The organism is Psychrobacter sp. T6-1 (assembly GCF_052258445.1).
In genome coordinates, this window is sequence record NZ_JBQQFC010000017.1 from 1 (window position 1) to 22,137 (window position 22,137).

Here is a 22,137-nt window from a genome sequence, read left to right on the forward strand (position 1 = left end):
TAGTCTTTTGCTTGAGTCTCAAAGTCGGCTGGTAGCTCGCCTTCTAAACGGCGCTTTAGCTCACTTGCTAGCTCTGGATAAGCCTTTTCGTAAGCTTCAAAGTTGGCTTCCCAGTTCTTTTGTTGGACGTCGCCTTTGGCTTTGGCATCCCACGCTTCATAGATTTCGTCATCTAATTCAAAGGGTGCATGTTTCCACGATAACGCATCACGAGTCAAGGCGATTTCGTCATCACCAAGTGGGGCACCATGGCTGGCTGCTAAGCCTTGCTTATTCGGGCTGCCGGCACCAATAGTGGTTTTGCAAATGATTAAGCTTGGCTTGCTAGTCTCTTTGATCGCTTGCTCAGTTGCTTGAGTAATCGCATCGGTATCATGGCCATCGACTTTGATGACTTGCCAGCCGTAGCTCTCAAAGCGCATTTGGGTGTCATCAGTGAACCAGCCTTCGACATCGCCATCGATGGAGATACCATTGTCATCATAAAAGAAGACTAATTTGCCAAGCTCTAACGTGCCAGCGAGTGAGCACACTTCATGGCTGATACCTTCCATCAAGCAGCCATCACCCAAGAACGCATAAGTATGGTGGTCGACGATGTTATGTCCGTCACGATTGAACTGCGCGGCTAGTGTCTTTTCAGCAATAGCAAAACCAACGGCGTTAGCGATACCTTGACCTAGTGGACCCGTCGTAGTCTCAACCCCTGGCGTATAACCTAGCTCGGGATGACCTGGGGTTTTAGAGTGCAATTGACGAAAGCCCTTTAGGTCGTCAACGCTGACGTCATAACCTGATAAATGCAGTAGTGAATAAATCAGCATCGAGCCATGTCCGTTCGATAACACAAAGCGGTCACGGTTGTGCCACTGTGGATCAGCAGGATTGTGTCTCAAAAATTTGCGCCACAGAACTTCAGCAATATCAGCCATACCCATCGGCGCGCCTGGGTGTCCAGAATTGGCTTTTTGCACCGCATCAAATGAGAGTACACGGATAGCATTGGCAAGTTTGCGTTCGTTAATTGGGGTGGGCATAGCGGGTCCTAATATTCAAATAAGAAGTATGGAGGATAAAGAGATAGACTCAGAAATAAGGTATAAAATTTAGCTGCAATGTTACCATAATAGCTATAAGCCACGCCAAAAAATGGTGTGGCTTATGCGTATGTATTCAAATGAAAAGAGTTTTTAAATCGAAATAGTCTCAACCCCGCCCATAAACGGACGCAGCACTTCTGGAATGGTGATGCTACCATCGGCGTTTTGATGGTTCTCCATAACCGCAAGTAAAGTACGACCGACCGCTAGACCTGAGCCATTAAGCGTATGCGCAAGACTGGTTTGCTTACCGTCTTTGACGCGGGTACCCATGCGGCGTGCTTGAAAATCGCCACAGTTTGAGCAGCTAGAGATCTCACGGTATGTCTCTTGGCTTGGCAACCACACTTCGATGTCATAAGTCTTTTGCGCAGAGAATCCCATATCACCGGTACAGAGCAGCATGGTACGATAAGGCAGATTTAGCTGCTGTAAGATATATTCTGCTTGCTCGGTCATCGCCTCTAGCAAGCTATCGGACTGCTCACTTGTAGCAATATTGACCATTTCGACCTTTTCAAATTGATGCTGGCGTATTAGACCACGGGTATCACGACCATGTGAGCCCGCTTCACTACGAAAACAAGGCGTATGCGCGGTGAACTTCAATGGTAGCTCTTTGATATCCAAACGCTCGCCGCGTACCAAATTGGTCATCGGTACTTCCGCCGTTGGAATCAAGTAAAAGTCCGTATCTTCGTTATTGGTATGATTGGTCAGTTTAAACAAATCATCTTCAAACTTAGGCAACTGACCTGTGCCTTTTAAGCTCTCACTGTTGACAATATAAGGCACATAAGTCTCAGTGTAACCGTACTTCATCGTATGGGTATTGAGCATAAATTGAATCAGCGCGCGATGCAGCTGTGCTAGCTGACCTTTTAGTACATTGAAGCGGCTACCCGTAATCTTGGCAGCGGCTTCAAAATCAAGCATACCGAGCGTCTCACCGATATGCGTATGGTCTTTTACGTCAAAGTCAAACTGGCGCGGTTCTCCCCACTGGCGTACTTCGACGTTATCGTCTTCTGAGGTACCCGCGGGCACATCGCTAGCTGGCAGATTAGGGATTTGTAGCGCCGCTTGGGTAATGCGTTCTTGTAAGGTGCGCAGCTCGTCTTCGGCTGCCTTAATCTCACCGCTAACGCTTTGCATCTCACTGAGTAGACTACTGGCATCTTCGCCTGATTTCTTTAGCGCGCCTACTTGCTTAGCACCCGCATTACGGCGCGATTGCAACTCTTCGGTTTTGACTTGTAGCGATTTACGCTCATTTTCGATGGTTTGCCAGAACTCCATATCAAGCTCGTAGCCACGAGTGGCCAGCTGCTGTTGTAAATCGCTCAAATCGCCGCGTAAGAGTTTTGGATCAATCATAAGGGGTGCCTGTAACGCTAAAAGTGGTAAAAGAGGAATGTCAAAAAATAAAAAACAGCTGCTATGATACCAAGCCATGACAGATTTGACCACGTTTTGACTATAGATAAGCTAATCTGTTTCTTTTAGGAGCGCTTTTCGGTAAGATAAGCGCATCAAAGCTTGGCGCGTAAGCTTAGATGTCTGATAATGAGTCATCTAACCATCACACTTTTAGTTGCCAAGCCCTCAAACCCAAGCATCCAACCATCAAGCATCTGAGAAACTTTTATGGCTTTGTACCCCTACACGCTGCAACCTATCGCCTTAAACATGACCGAGGCCGAATTCCATCAAGCACAGTACGAGCTATTTGCCAGTGCTAGCCCCTCTTTTGGTCTCTCAAGCTTTAAGACAAAAGAGTGGATCATCATGGCAGTTGTAGTCATCTTAGCACTCGCAGGATTAGTGTTTTTGACGGGTTATTCAACGATTATCTTTTGGCTTATGCTGGTTTCAGTCGCTATCTATATGCTGGTTCGTACCCTTGGGTTTAAATGGTACGTCAAAAAGCAGTTTGATAAACAAGTGGCTGAGCAAGAGATGCCTGATGAGATGCGTCAGATGAAACTTGGGGTACAAAAACATGGCCTGGTAATGGCGATGCCTGTCAGTCAGCCAAATCTGATGCAAAACCCGCAAATGCGCGGTATGCAAATGCGCGCAGGCTCGACCCAGCAAGCGGTTGTTCCATGGAGCGCAATTAAGAGCTGGGATGAGACGGATGATTATCTGATTATGATGTTTGAGCTTAAGGGTCAGCAAGGCAGCCAAATCATACCCAAACGCCTAAAGGCAGAAAAATTTCCTATTGATACGGTACGCCAACATCTGCAAGAGGTAGTGCCTATTCGCGGTTTGCAAACTGCAAATATACAACTGCCAAAATAAAAAGCCTGTAATATTAACACTTATGGCACTGTAATTTTATAAAACATATCGTGTACGTGAGTTTATTCAATTTAACTTATTGATGTTTACTTGCTATAGTAGAAGTCATTAAGAGGCTAAACCTATTTACTTTTATCGTAAAAACTAACTTGTATAGCAAAGATATGAAGTAGATCCCAAATTTCTTGCTGTGCAAATTAACACTCAATTACAAGGACAATATTATGAGTAATAATACAACGAATCAAATCGGTCTAGAAAAAGCAGATATGAGTGAGATTGTCGCCAAGTTAAACAACTTACTATCGAGCTATCACGTCTTTTATATTAATGTTCGTGGTTATCATTGGAACGTTAAAGGCGAGCACTTTTTCTCTTTACACGAAAAATTTGAAGAACTCTATACCAACTTGCAAGTTGAAATTGACGAAATCGCTGAACGTATTTTAACGCTAGGTAAAACGCCACTTCATGCCTATAGCGATTTTGCACAGCACGCTAGCATTAATGAGGACAAAAACGTTCATGATGGTAACGCTTGTGTACAAGGCGTCGTTACTGGTTTGCAAGCACTTATCGAAGAGCAGCGCGAAGTGTCTGCAATAGCCGCGCAAAGTGATGACCAAGGTACCGCTGACTTGCTCGATGAGTACGTACAACAACAAGAAAAACTCATTTGGATGTATAATGCGTTTTTAGCCAAATAAGCTGTACTTGATAGCTAAAGCGTCATTTAAAAAAAGCACCTAGTATACTAGGTGCTTTTTTTCGTCTAATGGTGTTAATTTATTGCTGTATCCACTGGCGTATCTTTTCGCGCTCGCTTGGCGTCGCTTGTAACCATACTTGCATAAAGTTATCTAAGGTACTCGTAGTTGGTCTAAGCGTTGCAGCTGGAGCAGTCGTTACCACTGCGTTTGTATTAGTGGTATTGCGCGTCGCTGCCACAGGTGCAGCAGAAGGCTGGCCTAGAGCTGCTATGGCTTGCTGGTTTTGTAATTCTGCATCACCACTACCACCAAAGACGCCGCCCAATGCTTTGCCTATTCCTGAAAATATTCCACCTTGATTGCCGCTCATGCTTTGCTGACTGGCAATAATCGTATTGTTTTGCTGTACCGCGAGTGTTGGGCGCTCAGCGTACTCCTTTGCAGCCGTATACTCTTCTGGCTGGTTAGGCATAGTGAGGCGATACGTCTGGTTGTCTGCTAGATTTGCCGTAACACTAACATTACCTGAACGTAAATAGTCATGCTCATCACGTGGCAGCTTGTACAGACGATCGTATTTGGCGGTAATAGCATGCTGACCAGGTTGTAGAGTAAATGACTTGGTTAAAGGCTGAAACACGCTTTGCTTGATCTCTTGACCGTTGATTGCAGTAACTTTGATATTGTCATCAACAAGTAAAGTCACTGCTGCGTGCGAGAGCATAGATACTGAGCTTACGCCCGCGATTAAGGTACCTACAGCTAGCTTTTTGAGTAAGGCTGTCGAGAGAGTCATAATATGTCCTATAAAGGGTTAAAAGGGTGAAATGCCACCTCTTTAAATTCAATGACAATAGATGTCATCAACTCAAAAAGCCTAAATCTATTAAAAATCTAGCGGCATAGTATGTTGATCTTGATTGGCAATTTGGTTGTCTGTTTGCGTCTCTTGAGTGATATCAGCAAGCTCAGCGGCTAATGTCTGCTCATCGATAGTACGCAGCGCATCACTGATGACCGCTTTTGATATATTACTACGACCCAGATTTGAGAACATAGGCTGTATGTAAACCAAGACCTCTATTAACGCGCCGATACGATGCGGGCCTTCGCTTAGTAAATGATGGAGTATACGCTCATCAAACTGCCAGCCGCGGCGACGAAGAATGGACTGCAATAGCGCTTGGCGATCCGCTATGTTTTGCCCATCAGGTACCTTGAAAGTCGGCGCTTGTGCCAATCGCGTCAGCAAGTCTCTGAGCTCAAAGGGCAGCTCGCTTGCAGGCTTATTGGCTGCAAATAATAGCTGACGCTGTCCTTCACGGCTACGATTGATCAGATGAAATAGTGCCTCTTGCCATTGACGGCTTTGCTCTAACACCTCTAGATCATCGATAGCAATGACATCGAAATTCTCCAAAGAGGACAGTACATTGACATCGGTATGAATCAGCTCGTTCAAAGATAAGCAAATTGCAGATTTGTCCATATCAATGAACGACTCACAAATGGCGGAGAGCAGATGCGACTTGCCAGTAGCAGGACTACCAAACAGATACAGCTGCCCGATCAGACCGACATGCAACTGCCGTACTGCATCGATAATTGACATCCAACCTGGACCTGAAAAGTCGCTAAGGCTTGCATCGTGCTTGATGTCTAAATTGAGACTTAGCTGTGATTGGGCCATTGCTCACCAACTTAAGTTTGCGCTATACCCCATATGCTATGCAGAGGTAGACGCTAAATGTTTCATAGTTTTGATTGCTCTATGAGTCACATCCTTGTTTGCCATAAACCAGTAAAATTGCTAATCCATTTGTCTAAATATCGCTCTTGTCACCACAAGCAATGATAATCAGACACTGCGCCTATATATACCATATTTGCAAAATGACTGACAAGTCCTTTCACCGTTATACTTGCCAAGTCACTACATTGGTATCCAAAGCTTGTGCTATTTTTTTTCAAATAACTCTAACTGCTTACGTCCTTTATAAAAGTCTGTAGTTAGATAATAGCCATACAGATGACGAAACAAGACATTAAGAACCGCTGATACTGGTAGTGCGATAAGCATCCCAACGAACCCTAATATACTAGCGCCTGCCAATACCGAAAAGATAACCCATAGCGGCGATAGACCGATTTTGTCACCTAATAATAATGGCTGTAATACGTAACCTTCAACCGCCTGCCCTACCAAGAACGCGCCTGCGATCAGCGACAAATAAAACCAGTCAAAGCCAAACTGAAAGAGACCGGCAATGATAGCGGCGATAAAACCCAAACCAAACCCTAAGTAAGGAACGAAGCTGGCAACGCCGGCTAACATCCCAATAGTGAGTCCAAGCTCCAGCCCTATTAATTGTAGCTGCACCGCGTACACTACCCCCAAGAGCACCATAACCAGCAGCTGCCCCTTTACAAATTCCATGAGCGCGCGATCACACTCTTGAGCGATGCCAATGACTTTTTTGCTATAGGCGGCTGGTATCGCCATCTTCCAACTATGTAGACGCTTATCCCAGTTGAACAAAAAATAAAACGTCAAAATAGGAACTAAGACAATCAAGCCGGCGTTATTGACAAAGCTCATACTCGAGGCAACGAGTTGACTCATCCAGAGGCTAGCATCAGAGATGTTGTAATGCGTCTGCATATACTCAACCAAAGTATCAGAAAAACCGCTGACCTCTAACGCGGGCATAACGACATTGGTATTGGTACTAAACCAGTCTCTTACCACATCGTTGTACCAGCTTATAACCTTTGGCAAATACTCCCAAGCAGATTGCAACTGATGCCATAGCGTAGGTATAAGCCACCACATTAGTATTGCCATACCAGTCGTAATCGCTGTATATACCACAATAATCGCAATCCAGCGTCTGACATACTTAGACAATCTTTTGACTAAAGGGTTGAATAAATAGGCGAGAATAAAAGCGACAAGAAAGGGGATAATCACTGGCGTCAATAAGTACAAAAGTAGTAGTGAGACTACGATAACAGTAACTAAAAACAAACGCCGAAAAAAGGGATCTATAGGCTGGGTAATCATTGATCGTAATCCTACGATTAAGCTCATTTATATGATAGCGATGAGTACTGATGACTAATATGGGAGGGCTTGTTGGAGATGCCCTAATGTCACACATTATTGCAGACTTTAGTAAAAAAGCAGTCTTTTTTTGTGTTTTGACGTTTTATTTGACATTTATATCTAGCATACGCCCAAAAGTGGTAAGTTGTTTTGCGGGTGCCTACTGTTTTTGGGTATAATGCGCGCACCTTAATTAAACTTTGTATGACTGCTATTTTAACTTCTATATATGACTGTGAGATGACCATGAGTGACAAGACTTCTTTAAGCTACAAAGATGCAGGCGTCGATATCGATGCAGGTGATGCATTGGTACAACGAATCAAATCCGTAGCAAAAGCCACTACTCGTCCCGAAGTGGTTGGTGGTCTTGGCGGCTTTGGTGCGCTGTGCCGCATCCCAACCGGTTACACTTCACCCCTCCTCGTCTCTGGCACTGATGGCGTTGGCACTAAGCTTAAACTGGCCTTGCAACTGAATCGTCATGACACTATTGGTATTGATCTGGTCGCCATGTGCGTCAACGATCTGCTGGTATGCGGGGCTGAGCCATTATTCTTTTTAGATTATTACGCGACAGGCAAGCTTGATATCGACGTCGCAGCGACTGTAGTCACAGGTATTGGCGCAGGTTGCAAGCTTGCAAATTGTGCCCTTATCGGTGGCGAGACCGCTGAGATGCCAGGCATGTATCAAGACGATGATTATGACTTGGCTGGATTTTGTGTTGGCGTGGTTGAAGAAAGCGAGGTCATCACGGGTGAAAACGTTGCCGAGGGTGATGTGTTAATCGCTCTTGCATCGAGCGGCGCACACTCAAACGGTTACTCACTGGTGCGTAAGGTCGTTGAGGTCAGCGGTATCGATATCATTAGCAGCGATAAGCAGTTAGATGGTCAATCTATCCAAGACGCACTGATGGCACCAACGCGTATCTATGTCGAGGCCATCAAAGCGCTACAAGACACTCTTGGCAATCAAGCTCTACATGCTATGTCACATATTACAGGCGGCGGTCTCACTGACAATTTGCCACGTGTATTGCCAGATGACCTAGCCGCTAGTATCGATACGAGTAGCTGGCAGTTCTCGGAGTTATTCACATGGTTACAGGCGCAAGGTAATATCGAGCAAAGCGAGATGTATCGCACCTTTAACTGCGGTGTTGGCTTCGTTATCGTAGTGCCAGCAGACAAAGCACAAGCGGCAATCAATACGCTAAATGATGCAGGTGAAAAAGCGTGGCAAATTGGTGAAATGATTAATCGTCAAGATGAAGCTGTGGTTTATAGATAATGTCTGATTTGAGAGTGAGTCAAGCAGCTAAGCCGTTGCGCGTTGCTGTTTTAGTCTCTGGTAGCGGTAGTAATCTGCAAGTCTTGATTGATGCTATGCACTCAAGCGAGCTTCCAATAGAAATCGTTGGAGTTATCAGTAACCGTGAGGATGCTTATGCAGTTACGCGTGCGACAGACGCTGATATCCCAGTAGCCGTATTGTCGCATGTTGCCAATGGCAAACGCATGGGCATCAAGACTTTTGAGAGCCATGCCAGTCGCCGAATTGCAGCGTGGCAACCTGACTTGATTGTGTTGGCTGGGTTTATGCGAGTGTTGAGTTCAGATTTTATCCAGCATTCTATCGCTCCAATGATTAATTTGCATCCCTCTTTACTTCCCGCTTATAAGGGTCTTGATACTCACAACAGAGTTATCAGAGCTGGCGAGCGCTATCATGGCTGTAGTGTTCATGTTGTCACAGCAGAGCTTGATGCAGGTACTGTTTTGACCCAAGCTTTATTGGAAGTTAATCCCAAAGATACTGCTGATAGCTTGCAAAAACGTGTACAAAAACTTGAGCATCAACTGCTACCTTGGACACTACTGCTTATCGCTAAAGGAATACTGACCTTCGATAGTGATTTGTTAAAAAATAATGACTATCTACCAGTGCTACCATTGACTCTGTACATTGACCAATAATCACAGTATATCTCTTAATATTATCCAACTTAAAAATGACACGTACACAAAAAGCCCAGTCGCTTAATATATAAGTGACTGGGCTTTGTATCGTTTGTTATTCAATCATCTTAGCTTTGAAGACCGTATAGGATCTTAGCTACTATGAATATGCAAACCTTTAATGTTTACAAACTCTTTGATACCAAAGCCGCCATGTTCGCGGCCATGACCTGAGTTTTTCACGCCACCGAACGGTAGCGCTGGATTTGCAAGACCATAGCCATTGATATAAACCATACCGGTATCAAATTGCTCGCTTGCTAAACGGATAGCTTTATCTTCGTCTTTAGAGAAGATAGCGCCGCCTAAACCATATCGACTGTCATTGGCAATACGCATAGCATCGTCTTGATCTTTGGCACGAATTAGTGAAGCGACTGGACCAAATAGCTCATCATCATAAGCTGGCTGACCTTCCTTTACGTTCTCTAAAATCGTAGCTGGATAGAAGTTACCTTTACCTTCTGGTAATTTACCACCAACTGAAATCGTAGCCCCTTTTTTGACACTCTCTTCGACTTGCTCGTGCAATTTCTCTTGCAAGTCTTTGCGTGCTAATGGGCCAATATCAGAGCTATCGTCCATAGGATCACCAGCTTTGGTGTTCGAAAACTTCTCAACAATACGATCGCGGAACTCGTCATATAAGCTATCAACAACGATGAAACGTTTCGCTGCAACACAAGTCTCACCATTGTTAATAAGACGCGCTTGCGTACAAGTCTCTACAGCAAGATCTAAATCAGCGTCTTCAAGAACAATAAAGGCGTCATTTGAGCCAAGCTCTAACACAACTTTTTTGAGGACTTTTGCCGCTTGTTGACCAACAACCTTACCTGCATCATCACTACCAGTGAGCGTAACACCGCGCACTTTATCATTACCAATCAGTTTTTCTGACTGATCATGGTCAATTAAGATGGTACGGAATAGATCGTTTGGCAGATCAGACTCATGAAAGATTTTTTCGATTAATAAGCCAGAGCCTGTCACATTAGCGGCATGCTTCAATAAAATACTGTTACCCGCCATCAAGTTAGCAATGGCATAACGGAATACTTGATAAGCTGGAAAGTTCCAAGGTTGCATACCATAAATAACACCGATCGGCTGATAAGTGACGATACCTTTTTTCATATTTTCGATATCGCGTACATCATCGGCAAGAGCGGTAACGCCTTTCTCTGCAGTATAGTCGCAAATTCCTATACACAAATCTACTTCGCTTAAACTTTGATTATAAAGCTTACCACGCTCTTCAGTCATCAGTTTTGATAATTCTTCTTTATATTTGGCTAAAGTTTCACCGATAGACTTAATTACTTTGGCACGCTCTTCATGACTCGTTTTACGCCATTCTAAAAAAGCTTCGTGCGAGGCTTCAACAATGTTGTTGACCTCATCGTTACTCATATAATTGTATTCTTTAATGTCTTCACCCGTTACTGGGTTTACCGTAGTAATATCTGCCATGATTTATGTCCTTCTTATTAATATGAATTTGTTGATGCAAATGCATCAAATTATCTTTTTTTGAATGCTATTTATTATTTAACACCAAATCATAGTAACAGACGTTTAGGCTTTTAATTTTACAAGATATGAAGTTATGTGTTCTAAATGTTAAAGATGTGACTGATTTATAAAGAATAGCTTAATAGGTTTCTATCGATATAATAGAAAGGCACAAGCAAAAAAGCCAGCACTACAAGTACTGGTTTTGGCTTGAGTGATAATCTAATATTAAAAGAGTTTATTAATCACAGGAATGTCCTGCTGCTGGCTTTCTTCATCAGCGACGACTTGGCGCGCCACATGCATGATCAGTTGACGTAACCAGCGATGGGCAGGATGATGCTGCAAAAGCGGTGACCATGCCATTGTGAGCTCAAATTCAGGAATAAAAAACGGTGGATCTTCCATAATAATACTATCGTTATTAGCTTGCATACGGGCGACGCGAGTAGGTAGCGTCGCTATGAGATCTTTATTGGCAGCGAGCATAGCGGGCATTTGATAGTGACGTGTAAAGACGCTAATTTGACGTTTTTGACCCAAGCGCTGAAGGGCCTGATCAATAGAACCAAGTCCGCCAGATTTTTCAGGATTCACGCCAAACCCTACGCCCATACCTGTTTTGGAGACCCAAACGTGCTGACCCTTTAGGTAGTTTTTGAGATTAAAGCGATTGGCATAAGGACTCTCTGATGACAACAGGCAGCTAAAGGTGTCACGCCATACGAGCACTTGATGAAAGCTTTGTGGTATCTCGTTAAAACGGTTAATAGCTAAATCGACGCGCCCCTGCTCCATATCCCGATAAGAGACGTCCGATGGCGTCAAAAAATCTAAGATAACATTAGGAGCCTCAGAGCGCAGTGCTTTGACCAGTCTAGGCACCAAAGTTGCCTCAGCATAATCTGAGGTCATAATTCGAAAAACTCTTGAGGTGCTATAAGGGCGAAACTCAGTACGCGGCTCGAGAACTTGGGTTAGATCTGCTAGTATCTCTCTGATGCGAGGTTGCAGCTCAAGCGCACGTTCTGTTGGCGTCATGCCCTCTGATGAGCGCACCAGCAAAGGATCATTAAACAGCTTACGCAATCGGCGCAATATGTTACTCATCGCAGGCTGCGTGATGCCCAACTGCTCAGCGGCTCGCGTGACGTTTTTTTCTCGAAGCAGTACATCTAGATGCACCAATAGATTTAAATCAACCCTTTGCAAATTCATACGTTTGTCTCTTTGCCTTAAACGTGCACCGCTCAAAAACGGGCGCTTAGTTATGCTGCTGATGTCTTAAAATCGGTTATTATCAAATTCAATAGATACGTCGATGCAAACACAATACTATTTATCTTATTTAAGTACATGATTTTATTATACTATAACTATATTGAATACCAAAGATAACGGTCATAAATTAGATAAATCTTGATAAAATGGCTATAGTGAATGCCATTGAGGCCTTGAAGTATACAGCATAAGTGCTTTTAGTGCTTTTAGCGCAAGCTGACATACCTATATCAAAAGCAGATTTATTAGACCATTATATTATTACTGCCACTAAGTATGACTACTAATAAGTATCTCAGTATAAACTTATCATTATATCATCAGATTTTGTTATCATTAAGCACAGGCTGCGATGCTCGTTTTATTTTGATGCTTAAAACAACGATCAAAATACAGTAACTAAAAATATAGTAACTTATAACGCTCGCTAACCTTTTTAATTTAGTTTTCGCAAGTTTTAACACCCCACCAAGGAGACAATAGATGTCAACTACTTACAAGTCAGCAATCGATTTAGTACGTGAACTTAAGCAAAAGCACGGTAACTGGCAGAACATCAGCGAGACTGATGCGGCCCGTATGATGGTTCAAAACCGTTTCAAAACAGGTTTGGACATCGCTAAGTACACCGCTGACATCATGCGTCAAGACATGGAAGATTATGACAATGACTCGTCTCAGTACACGCAGTCTTTAGGCGCTTGGCACGGTTTTGTGGCTCAGCAAACCATGTATGCTAAGAAAAAATACTTTGGCACGACGTCAAAAACTTATATCTACCTATCAGGCTGGATGGTTGCCGCCCTTCGCTCTGAGTTTGGTCCATTACCTGACCAATCTATGCACGAAAAAACGTCAGTACCTAAGCTTATCGAAGAGATCTACACTTTCCTTCGTCAAGCAGATGCCAAAGTATTAAACGACTATTTCCGTGAGCTAAATGCTGCTACCGAGGCGGGTCAAGACACCAAAGCTATTCAAGAGAAAATCGAAAACTTCGATTCACACGTTGTGCCAATCATCGCCGATATCGATGCCGGTTTCGGTAACGAAGAAGCGACTTACTTGCTCACTAAGCAAATGATTGAAGCGGGTGCCTGTGCTATCCAGATCGAAAACCAAGTATCTGATGCCAAGCAATGTGGTCACCAAGCGGGTAAAGTAACCGTACCACATGAAGACTTTATCTCTAAATTGAATGCAATTCGCTATGCATTCTTAGAGCTAGGTGTTGAAAACGGTATCATCGTTGCTCGTACCGATTCTGAAGGCGCATCACTCACGCAAAAAATCCCAGTATCTGAGGAGCCAGGTGATTTAGCTTCTAAATACATCGACTTTATCGAAATGGAAGAAGTCACTTTAGAGAACGCTAACGAGAACGACAGCTTGCTTAAGCACAACGGCAAACTAGTACGTCCTGTTCGTTTAGCAAATGGCTTGTATCAGTTCCGTGAAGACACGAACATCGATCGCGTCGTACTTGATTGCGTAACTGCTTTGCAAAATGGTGCTGATCTACTATGGATCGAGACACCTACGCCAAACGTTGAACACATCAAAATGATGGTTGATCGTATTAAAGAAGAAGAGCCAAAAGCGAAGCTGGTCTATAACAACAGCCCATCGTTCAACTGGACGCTCAACTTCCGTAAGCAGATCATCGCTCAGTGGGAAGAAGAAGGCAAAGACATCTCAGCTTACAATAAAGATGATTTAATGAGCGCTGATTATGACGGTTCTGAATTGGACGCTGCTGCTGATGAAGCCGCTAAAAACTTCCAAAAAGATGCGTCACGTGAAGCGGGTGTATTCCATCATCTAATTACTCTACCTACTTATCACACGACTGCTCTTAGCGTACATGAATTGGCTAAAGGCTACTTCGGTGAAGAAGGTATGCTTGCTTATGCCGCTGGCGTACAACGTAAAGAGATCCGCGAAGGCATCTCATGCGTGAAGCACCAAGCTATGGCGGGTTCTGACCTTGGTGATGATCACAAAGAGATCTTCTCAGGTGACAACGCTCTAAAAGCTGGTGGTGGCAAAAACACCATGAACCAGTTCGGCTAATCGCCAAACTTTAGAAACTGGGCTTTAAACGCTAAGCTCAATATCTAAAACTAAAAGCCGCTCTACTACACGTAGGGTGGCTTTTTTATTGCCAAAACGTCAAAACTTTACTTGTCATCAGCCGCCCTCTCTCATACGATGATTGTAATGTATGCCAAGCTTAGCAGGCAAAACTTACACAATATAGGAGAACATGATGCAAGAGATAGAATTGAAATTTCTAGTGCCAGAGTCGCGGCTCAAAGGTCTGATGCGTCAAACCAAGGTCAAATCCTCTAAACAAACGCATATGGCGGCTTATTATTTTGATACGCCAAAGCAACTACTGGCTCAAGCTGGTATTGGTCTACGTATTCGCTTAGAGGGTGACACTTGGGTTCAGACCATCAAAGCTGGCGGCGATGGTATTGCCGCGCGCACAGAGCACAATGCGATATTAGATAACGAGCAAGTCAATCTCATGCTCATGACAGATACGCTACTGCCTGATCTTAGCTTGTATCAAGACACTCCAATCGAACCTATACTGACAGATTTTAATCTCAAAAAACTAAGTAAAAAGTTAACCTGTCAATACGTCACTGATGTCATGCGTATCACACGCCTGCTAGAAGGCACTAGCATCATAGAAGACGATAGTAAAAAAGAGGATGGCAATAAAACCGCTATTGAGCTTGCCTATGATTATGGTGAAATTATTAGTGGTACCAAAAAGCGCTACCCTATTCAGGAGATAGAGTTTGAACTGATATCAGGAGAAGTGGACTTTTTGTTCGCTACTGCCAAGACATGGTGCAAACGCTATAAGCTGTGCCTATCAACAGTGACTAAAGCGGAGCGTGGCGGTTTATTAATTAACGAACAAGCGCACAGCCCAGCGGTCAAGACAGATTTTAAGCACTTCGATATCGATAAAGACACTAGCCTGCCTGTATTTGTACGCGCAGCAGTTCATAATTGTTTATTGCAGATACTGCCGAACAGTAGCGCCATTGTGGCAGGTAGCGACGATGACGAGCATATTCTGCAACTGCGCATCGGTATCCATCGCTTACGAGTAGCGCTAAAATCATTTAAAAAATTCTCAGAACAAATCAACCCTGAATGGCAGCCTATCCTCAAGCAGACACAAAGACTTCTCGGTGAGTATCGCGACTTGACGAATATAATCACGCATATCGAGCCTGCGCTTATTGAGCAAGGTGCGCCAAGCGTCGATTGGAGCACGCAAATCGACAAGATCAAAATCTCCCCTATTGACGCGGTGCGCGCTAACGACTTTCAGCTAACTTTACTTGAGCTCATTGCATTTACCATGAGCGATGCAAGCACTGATACCAAGACAAATAAGCTTGCGCGAGATAAACTCCCAAAAATACTATCCAAACGAGATAGTAAACGCTTAAAAGCAGAGCAAGATTTTAGAGAGTTAAGCGCTGGTAATTCAAATAACAGCGATATAGAGGCACTGCATAAAGTACGTCGCCGCCTCAAGGACTTACGTTACCTAAGCGCGTTTGCAGCGCCTTTGTATTCAAAAAAGAAAAGCGAGCGCTGGCTAAAGCGTCTAAAAAAAGCACAAAAGGCGCTAGGACAATATCACGACTACAGCCAGTATCAGCAGCGCTATCAACAAAAATCAGTGACAGACAGCCAAGCCTTGTATGGCGCAGGATGGTTCGCAGCTAAGCTTGCAAAGAGTCATAAACGCTGCAATAAGCGCCTATCTAAAGTTCGCGAGCAAACACCGTTTTGGTAGTATTTACATCAAAAAAGACAGCACTATGCAAATGAGCTGTCTTTTTTTGTTTGTTCAACGAGTCGAAGTTAGCTTGCTTTTAACCTTTAACCTTTGCTCTTAGCTTTCAACGATAGTGACAGGTGTACCTTCTTCTACCCAATCAAACAGCTCGACAACCTCATCACTACGCATGCGGATACAACCATGCGAGTATGGGATTCCCATAGGTTCGCTGTCAGGTGTACCATGAATATAGATATAACGATTAAATGTGTCGCAGCCGCCGTGCTCGTTATATCCTTTATTAACACCCTTTTCAAGACCTCTTAGCCATAAGATACGACTGAGTATCCAATCTCGGTTAGGATGCTGAGCGCCAAGACTCGACTCGTAAATCTCACCCGTAGGCACGCGACCGACAAATACGGTGTTCTTAGAAGCCTTATCGCCGATTTTTTGAGCGATAATATGCTGACCCAGCGGTGTACAGCCACTGTCTTGCCGGCTACCGATACCACTCTTGGCTGTAGAGACTCTATACTGCTTAAGAACAGCTTCATCACAACATAACGCTAAAGTTTGCGCTTTAATATTGATCAAAATATGCTTGCTGGATTTATTATCCATAGTTGTGATCCTCAAATGTAGTAACACCACTTAAAAGAATGAACGTTTCAATTTAACAAAAAAACAAGTAGAAAAATCAGTTTTTGGATATGACGATAAAATCTGTAAGAGGGGATTGTATCAGGCTCTTTAGCACCGTAATATAGGTGTACATTTTTGATGCTAGCAGATTATGACGACTATTTCACCGACCAGCGTGTCGATGTATGATTTTCTATATCAAGATACGCAGCCCATAGTATCCTTGTTAGCCGATGCAGCAGCCCTGTCTATACCGCAAGCACGCCGCGCTACCACAACAAGCCTGCAAGCCATTGTCAGCGCATTACTTGCCTATCATCAGCGTCACAGTAGTCAAGCCGTCAGCAAAAAGCTATTTGGACGTAGCGCGATAAAAGATCTGCGCCAACATAATGCCATGAGCTTTGAGACCATCAAAAGCGCGCTTTATCATCGTCACGATGTTACTGATACCCTTTTTTTAGATAGTGCCACTATCGAGCAAGCCTGTTCTCGTATCGCCGACGAGATCGATGCTAGTCCTATAAAGGTTAACACCCTACTGACTTCACTATGCGTCATCGCTATACGTGAGCTGGCTATTTTGTCAGAATATAGTCAATTAGATAGTGAGGAGCTAGATAAATGGTTTGCACTGCAGCCTCAGTTTTTGGCAGCAGCGCGTTTTGATCATACGCTTGAGCACAAAAACAACGTGCCAGCAGATTTGGCTGTATCAAATACTGAGGTCGTACAGGCTGAAATTGTGAGAACTGAGATTGTAAAAACAAACAACATCTCGCCGTTTGATAGCTATTGGTATCAGCTAACAGGCTTTGATAGTACTCAAGTGCATCCCGTACAGGACATGCAACAAGCGACGCCTAATTATTTAAAAGCGATTGGGCGCTCAGCCCAAAACGTTCAGCGCGATCAGCATGATGACTTACTCATGTTCGAGCCTATGAGCGCTATTGCATTACCGCATCAGCGCTGGTTATTGCAGCTGGCAAAAATAGCTGATATCTATTTAAGTCGCAATCGTTTGCAGATTGCCTCAGAGCCCGCTAGTGCTCCTACGCCGCCACTTGTGAACCTAGCACTACTCGGTGGTCTTGACAGTGCACAAGCCACTAGCGCTGATAGCACCGCGTCTTTTAAGTCGTACCCACTTTGGAAGAATCCTGTTATTTGGATTACTCTAGCAGTCATAGCTTTCTTGAGCGTTTTGGCCATGATTAAGTATCAAGCAAAGCAGGCCGATCCTAGAACTAGTGTGACTCAAAAGGTTGTCCAAAAAGATAAGCGTGAGAGCGCCCAGCAACAAGAAGTTATAGAAAAAATAAGTGACAATGCTGAGCATTAGTCTTTTAAATAATAAAGGTAAGGAAGTTATAAAGATGAAGAGGTTATAAAAGCTATAAAAAAAGAGACATCATATTTGATGCCTCTTTCTTATTGCTCTTTAGATTTTTATTGTTCTTTGATTGATATAGAGCTGCGTTATTTTGACAAATCACGACCACGGCTGGCTTCGATAGCTAAACGTAGACCATTTAGACGGATAAAGCCCTCAGCATCTTTTTGATCATACGCGCCTGCATCATCTTCAAAAGTAGCAATTTTTTCATCAAATAAGGAATCATCTGACTTACGACCGACTACGCTCACGCAGCCTTTGTATAGTTTGACGCGTACGGTACCGTTGACATATTCTTGTGATTTGTCAATCATAGCTTGTAGCATCATACGCTCAGGGCTAAACCAATACCCATTATAGATAATCTTAGCGTAGCGCGGCATCAGCTCATCTTTTAGATGCGCCGCCTCACGATCAAGGGTCAATGACTCAATACCGCGGTGTGCTTTTAGCATGATCGTACCCGCTGGTGTCTCATAGCAGCCACGTGACTTCATACCGACGTAGCGGTTTTCGACAATATCTAAGCGCCCAATACCGTGCTTGCCACCAATCTCGTTAAGCTTAATCATCACCTCATAAGGCTTTAGCGCTTCGCCATCGATTGCAACGATATCACCTTTTTCATATTCTAGCTCTAAATACTGAGCCTCATCAGGCGCGTTCTCTGGACTGACTGACCAGCGCCACATATCTTCTTCTGCTTCAGCATACGGATCTTCTAGGATACCGCCCTCATAAGAGATGTGTAGCAAGTTGGCGTCCATTGAATAAGGCGACTTGGTCTTGTTGCCTGCATAGTCGATAGCGATGTCATGCTCTTTGGCATAGTCCATCAAGCTTTCGCGGCTCGACAAATCCCACTCACGCCAAGGAGCAATCGTGACCACATCTGGTGATAAAGCCACCGCACCAAGCTCAAAGCGTACTTGATCATTGCCTTTACCCGTCGCTCCATGGCTTATGGCGTCAGCACTGTGTTCTTTGGCAATTTCAACCAAACGCTTGGCAATTAGTGGACGCGCAATAGAAGTACCTAATAAGTACTCGCCCTCATAAATCGCGTTGGCGCGGAACATCGGGAACACATAATCACGAGCGAACTCTTCACGTAGATCCTCAATATGGATGTGTTTAATACCCATCGCTTGTGCTTTGGCGCGAGCTGGCTCAACCTCTTCGCCCTGACCGATGTCAGCGGTAAAGGTAATGACCTCAGCGTCGTAAGTCTCTTGTAGCCACTTGGCGATGATTGAGGTATCAAGACCACCTGAGTAGGCGAGTACAATTTTATTAATATTTTTGGGATCAAGCTGAGCCATAAATAACTCCTGTTATGATAAGTTGATAATACAAAAGAGTGCTAATAAACATTAAGCGGTCAATAAGACGCTCAGTGTACATCATATTTACTATAGGCAAAAGTATCACTATGCCAAACCGCCCTTTATGTATGGATTCATCTTTAAATTTAACAATTGCAGGAACAGCGGGTTCAATAAATTAGGCATAGAGGCGACGTACATATTCAGTCAAGCTAGCAAATCTGTTACTATGACCACAGCCAAATAAGATCAACGATCACCCTCCTCAATCTTTACATCTAATAATAGAGTGCTATGAACCCGACTACTGATTCGACAACACAAATTACTATTTTGCAGCCAGATGATTGGCATATTCATCTACGTGATAATCAAGCGCTAGCGACAACTGTCGCTCATGCAGCTAAGAGTTTTAACCGCGTCATCTGCATGCCAAACTTAGTACCACCAATCAAAACCTTTGACGAGGCTCGTAATTATCGCGCCCGTATTCTCAGGCATCTAGAAGAGAGTAACCTTGAAGCTGAGCGCAAAACTGGCTTTGACCCGCGTATGACGCTATATTTGACAGACCATACTAGCGTACAAGATATCGAAAATGCAGCAAAATCTGGCATCGTCGAGGCGGTCAAACTCTATCCCGCTGGAGCGACGACCAACTCTGCAGATGGTGTTACAGATATCAATGGTCTGGTAGATGTTTTTGAAGCGCTAGAAAAACACGATCTGCCGCTACTTATGCATGGCGAAGTCACGCACGATCATGTCGATATCTTTGATCGTGAAAAACGCTTTTTAGATGATGTCTTAGCGCAAATTATCGTAAAATTTCCAACGCTAAAAATCGTACTAGAGCATATCACGACCAGTGATGCCGCTGATTTTGTACTGTCACAAGGCAACCAGATTGCAGCGACAATTACCCCGCAGCATCTCATGTTTAACCGCAACCATTTACTGCTTGGTGGTATCAAGCCGCATTTTTACTGCTTACCCATCCTAAAGCGCGAAAAACATCAAAAGGTGCTACTCGACGTGGCGACCAGTGGTAATCCCAAGTTCTTTTTGGGTACAGATTCAGCGCCGCATGCTACTGATCAAAAAGAAAACGCTTGCGGCTGCGCGGGTTGCTATAGCTCGTCGATCGCCATGCCTTTGTACGCCACTGCCTTTGATAGTGTCGGTAAGATAGATAAATTAGAAGGCTTTGCTAGTCGTTTTGGGCCACAGTTCTATGGCTTGCCTGTGAATGAGAGTACTATTACTTTGGTAAAAACCCCAATGCAAGTGCCCAGTGACTACCCTTACTTTGATGGCTCAACTTTAACGCCGCTCATGGCGGGTGAAACCCTGCCTTGGTCGCTAAAAGTTTAACACCACCCCTTATAACAAGTGATACAACCTGATATGACCATTCAAAGTAATACAAGCCATAATACAAATGTAGCTGTAGTAGACAAGGATATTATCGATACGACGACCGATATAAAACCAGTGGGTGACCAAACAGATGATCATACCACTAACATTCCAGCGCCAATGACCTTAAAAGAGCGCTTTCGTAAGTTCTTACCAGTCGTCGTCGATGTCGAAACTGCAGGATTCAACGCGCAAACTGACGCCCTGTTAGAGATCGCTTGTATTCCTATCTTGATGAATGAGCAAGGGGTATTTTATCCTGGCGCAGCGCTGAACGCTCATATTGAGCCTTTTGAAGGGGCAAACTTAGAGCCGCGCGCGCTGGAGTTTACGGGTATAGACCCAAACAACCCAATGCGTAAAGCTATTGCCGAAGATGAAAAAACTGCTCTGAGGCGGATATTTAAGGGTCTAAAAGAAGTGCGAAAAGCTGAGGACTGCCGCCAGTGCGTGCTAATCGGTCACAATGCACACTTTGATTTGAACTTTTTGAACGCTGCAGTTGTGCGTACCAATAGCAAAAACCATAACCCCTTTCATCAGTTTTCAGTGTTTGATACGGTGACACTCGCAGCGGTTGCTTTTGGTCAGACAGTACTCGCCCGCGCTTGCAAGGCGGCGGGGCTTGAGTTTGACGGTAATGATGCCCATTCGGCGCTATATGATACCCAAAAAACAGCCGAGCTATTCTGTTATATTCTCAATCACTACCCTATGCTACCCAATGCACTATACGCAGAACCTACAGACACTCACATAGAAGCTGATGCTAACGAAACATAAGTAACATGTAACTTTAGTTTGCCAGCACTGGTTTATCGCTCAAGGTTAATAGATACTAATAAGACAGCGACTAATTTTAAGGTTAGGTATATGCCTTTTATAGCGCTTTAGTATTTATTTTGTACTTTGACATCTTGGTATGTGATTGGTGAAGATATGGCTATTGATAGCTAGCATAACCTAAAGACATCCCTTAGATGAGCTAAGTCATCAACATAACCTCAGTGATTTGTAATTGAAAGTGCTAGGTTTACTAAGAGGGATTTGGTTATGGAACCACATTACATGGTATGGGGCACTATCTTTGGCTATATGGCACTTGCTTTGACGATTAGTGCTATTACCTCACTATGGATTCGCTACCATCTCAAACGTAAAAATCTACATCCAAGACGTGCACTCAAAAAAAGATATTTGATGTTGAAAAAACGTCGAAAAAGGCTTGACAGTAAGCATCGACGCTATTAGAATATGCACCACTTCGGCATAAATGGTGAAAGCAGCTGAAGACGTAGTACCTAGTCCCCATCGTCTAGAGGCCTAGGACACCGCCCTTTCACGGCGGTAACGGGGGTTCGAATCCCCCTGGGGACGCCATATATAAATGCTTTGGCATTTCAAAACCTTCAAACTCTATGATAGAGCTTGAAGGTTTTTTTATGTTTGTGTGTTTGCAAAACTGCTCGTATATCCCTCATACCTAAGG

Annotated in this window: 19 protein-coding genes and 1 tRNA gene; 11 read left to right on the forward strand and 9 right to left on the reverse strand. The window is 43.9% G+C overall.

Annotated features, from left to right (window positions below):
• Both ACTXGO_RS02335 and serS read right to left on the reverse strand, forming a co-directional pair.
• On the reverse strand, nt 1–1,037 hold a 1,037-nt coding region (locus ACTXGO_RS02335), incomplete at its 3' end, for a thiamine pyrophosphate-dependent enzyme (RefSeq protein ID WP_443573272.1).
• A gap of 153 nt (nt 1,038–1,190) precedes the next feature.
• Nucleotides 1,191–2,477, reverse strand: a complete 1,287-nt coding sequence (gene serS, locus ACTXGO_RS02340) for a serine--tRNA ligase (protein ID WP_435949347.1) — start codon at nt 2,475–2,477, stop codon at nt 1,191–1,193.
• Between the two features lie 270 nt (nt 2,478–2,747).
• Here serS and ACTXGO_RS02345 point away from each other — a divergent pair, with 270 nt between their 5' ends.
• Together ACTXGO_RS02345 and ACTXGO_RS02350 are read left to right on the forward strand one after the other, a co-directional pair.
• Nucleotides 2,748–3,407: a YcxB family protein gene (locus tag ACTXGO_RS02345; protein WP_435949348.1), complete on the forward strand. Its 660-nt coding sequence runs from the start codon at nt 2,748–2,750 to the stop codon at nt 3,405–3,407.
• A 224-nt stretch (nt 3,408–3,631) separates the two neighbouring features.
• Nucleotides 3,632–4,114, forward strand: coding sequence for a Dps family protein (locus tag ACTXGO_RS02350; protein WP_317198634.1), 483 nt, complete (start codon nt 3,632–3,634; stop codon nt 4,112–4,114).
• Between the two features lie 79 nt (nt 4,115–4,193).
• Here the strand turns inward: ACTXGO_RS02350 and ACTXGO_RS02355 are convergent, their stop codons facing one another.
• The 3 genes from ACTXGO_RS02355 to ACTXGO_RS02365 form a co-directional block, all read right to left on the reverse strand.
• Nucleotides 4,194–4,913, reverse strand: coding sequence for a DUF2057 family protein (locus ACTXGO_RS02355; RefSeq protein WP_435949349.1), 720 nt, complete (start codon nt 4,911–4,913; stop codon nt 4,194–4,196).
• A 90-nt stretch (nt 4,914–5,003) separates the two neighbouring features.
• Nucleotides 5,004–5,807: a DnaA regulatory inactivator Hda gene (hda, locus tag ACTXGO_RS02360; RefSeq protein ID WP_317198636.1), complete on the reverse strand. Its 804-nt coding sequence runs from the start codon at nt 5,805–5,807 to the stop codon at nt 5,004–5,006.
• Between the two features lie 267 nt (nt 5,808–6,074).
• Nucleotides 6,075–7,181, reverse strand: coding sequence for an AI-2E family transporter (locus ACTXGO_RS02365; protein WP_317198637.1), 1,107 nt, complete (start codon nt 7,179–7,181; stop codon nt 6,075–6,077).
• A 288-nt stretch (nt 7,182–7,469) separates the two neighbouring features.
• On the opposite strand from ACTXGO_RS02365, the gene purM reads away from it, so the two are divergent.
• Both purM and purN read left to right on the forward strand, forming a co-directional pair.
• On the forward strand, nt 7,470–8,519 hold the full coding sequence (gene purM, locus ACTXGO_RS02370) for a phosphoribosylformylglycinamidine cyclo-ligase (protein WP_435949351.1): 1,050 nt from the start codon (nt 7,470–7,472) through the stop codon (nt 8,517–8,519).
• Nucleotides 8,519–9,205, forward strand: coding sequence for a phosphoribosylglycinamide formyltransferase (gene purN, locus ACTXGO_RS02375; protein WP_435949352.1), 687 nt, complete (start codon nt 8,519–8,521; stop codon nt 9,203–9,205). Before purM ends, purN begins: the two co-directional genes overlap by 1 nt.
• A gap of 135 nt (nt 9,206–9,340) precedes the next feature.
• On the opposite strand, the gene ACTXGO_RS02380 is transcribed toward purN, so the two are convergent.
• Both ACTXGO_RS02380 and ACTXGO_RS02385 read right to left on the reverse strand, forming a co-directional pair.
• Nucleotides 9,341–10,720, reverse strand: coding sequence for an NAD-dependent succinate-semialdehyde dehydrogenase (locus tag ACTXGO_RS02380; RefSeq protein WP_435949353.1), 1,380 nt, complete (start codon nt 10,718–10,720; stop codon nt 9,341–9,343).
• A gap of 270 nt (nt 10,721–10,990) precedes the next feature.
• Nucleotides 10,991–11,980, reverse strand: a complete 990-nt coding sequence (locus tag ACTXGO_RS02385) for a LysR family transcriptional regulator (RefSeq protein ID WP_317198641.1) — start codon at nt 11,978–11,980, stop codon at nt 10,991–10,993.
• A gap of 546 nt (nt 11,981–12,526) precedes the next feature.
• Between ACTXGO_RS02385 and ACTXGO_RS02390 the strand changes: the two genes are divergently transcribed.
• Nucleotides 12,527–14,116: an isocitrate lyase gene (locus ACTXGO_RS02390; protein ID WP_317198642.1), complete on the forward strand. Its 1,590-nt coding sequence runs from the start codon at nt 12,527–12,529 to the stop codon at nt 14,114–14,116.
• A 193-nt stretch (nt 14,117–14,309) separates the two neighbouring features.
• Entirely contained in the window at nt 14,310–15,875 is a 1,566-nt protein-coding gene (locus ACTXGO_RS02395) for a CYTH and CHAD domain-containing protein (RefSeq protein WP_435949356.1), read from the forward strand.
• A gap of 99 nt (nt 15,876–15,974) precedes the next feature.
• Here ACTXGO_RS02395 and ACTXGO_RS02400 read toward each other — a convergent pair whose 3' ends face one another.
• Nucleotides 15,975–16,484 (reverse strand): L,D-transpeptidase family protein, encoded by a 510-nt coding sequence (locus ACTXGO_RS02400; RefSeq protein ID WP_443542022.1) that lies wholly within the window; start codon nt 16,482–16,484, stop codon nt 15,975–15,977.
• Nucleotides 16,485–16,656: 172 nt separating this feature from the next.
• On the opposite strand from ACTXGO_RS02400, the gene ACTXGO_RS02405 reads away from it, so the two are divergent.
• A complete protein-coding gene (locus ACTXGO_RS02405) occupies nt 16,657–17,850 on the forward strand; it encodes a hypothetical protein (protein ID WP_443542024.1) in 1,194 nt (397 codons plus the stop codon).
• Between the two features lie 137 nt (nt 17,851–17,987).
• Here ACTXGO_RS02405 and ACTXGO_RS02410 read toward each other — a convergent pair whose 3' ends face one another.
• Nucleotides 17,988–19,226: an argininosuccinate synthase gene (locus tag ACTXGO_RS02410; protein ID WP_443542025.1), complete on the reverse strand. Its 1,239-nt coding sequence runs from the start codon at nt 19,224–19,226 to the stop codon at nt 17,988–17,990.
• 297 nt (nt 19,227–19,523) lie between these two features.
• Between ACTXGO_RS02410 and pyrC the strand changes: the two genes are divergently transcribed.
• The 4 genes from pyrC to ACTXGO_RS02430 all read left to right on the forward strand — a co-directional run bounded on the left by pyrC (nt 19,524) and on the right by ACTXGO_RS02430 (nt 22,028).
• Nucleotides 19,524–20,603, forward strand: coding sequence for a dihydroorotase (gene pyrC / locus ACTXGO_RS02415; RefSeq protein ID WP_443573273.1), 1,080 nt, complete (start codon nt 19,524–19,526; stop codon nt 20,601–20,603).
• Between the two features lie 165 nt (nt 20,604–20,768).
• Nucleotides 20,769–21,431, forward strand: coding sequence for a ribonuclease T (gene rnt, locus ACTXGO_RS02420; protein WP_443573274.1), 663 nt, complete (start codon nt 20,769–20,771; stop codon nt 21,429–21,431).
• Between the two features lie 270 nt (nt 21,432–21,701).
• Nucleotides 21,702–21,899 carry a hypothetical protein gene (locus tag ACTXGO_RS02425; RefSeq protein WP_317198648.1) on the forward strand — a complete coding sequence of 66 codons (198 nt, stop codon included), beginning with the start codon at nt 21,702–21,704 and terminating at the stop codon, nt 21,897–21,899.
• 53 nt (nt 21,900–21,952) lie between these two features.
• Nucleotides 21,953–22,028 (forward strand) — tRNA-Glu (locus tag ACTXGO_RS02430).
• Nucleotides 22,029–22,137 lie beyond the last annotated feature (109 nt).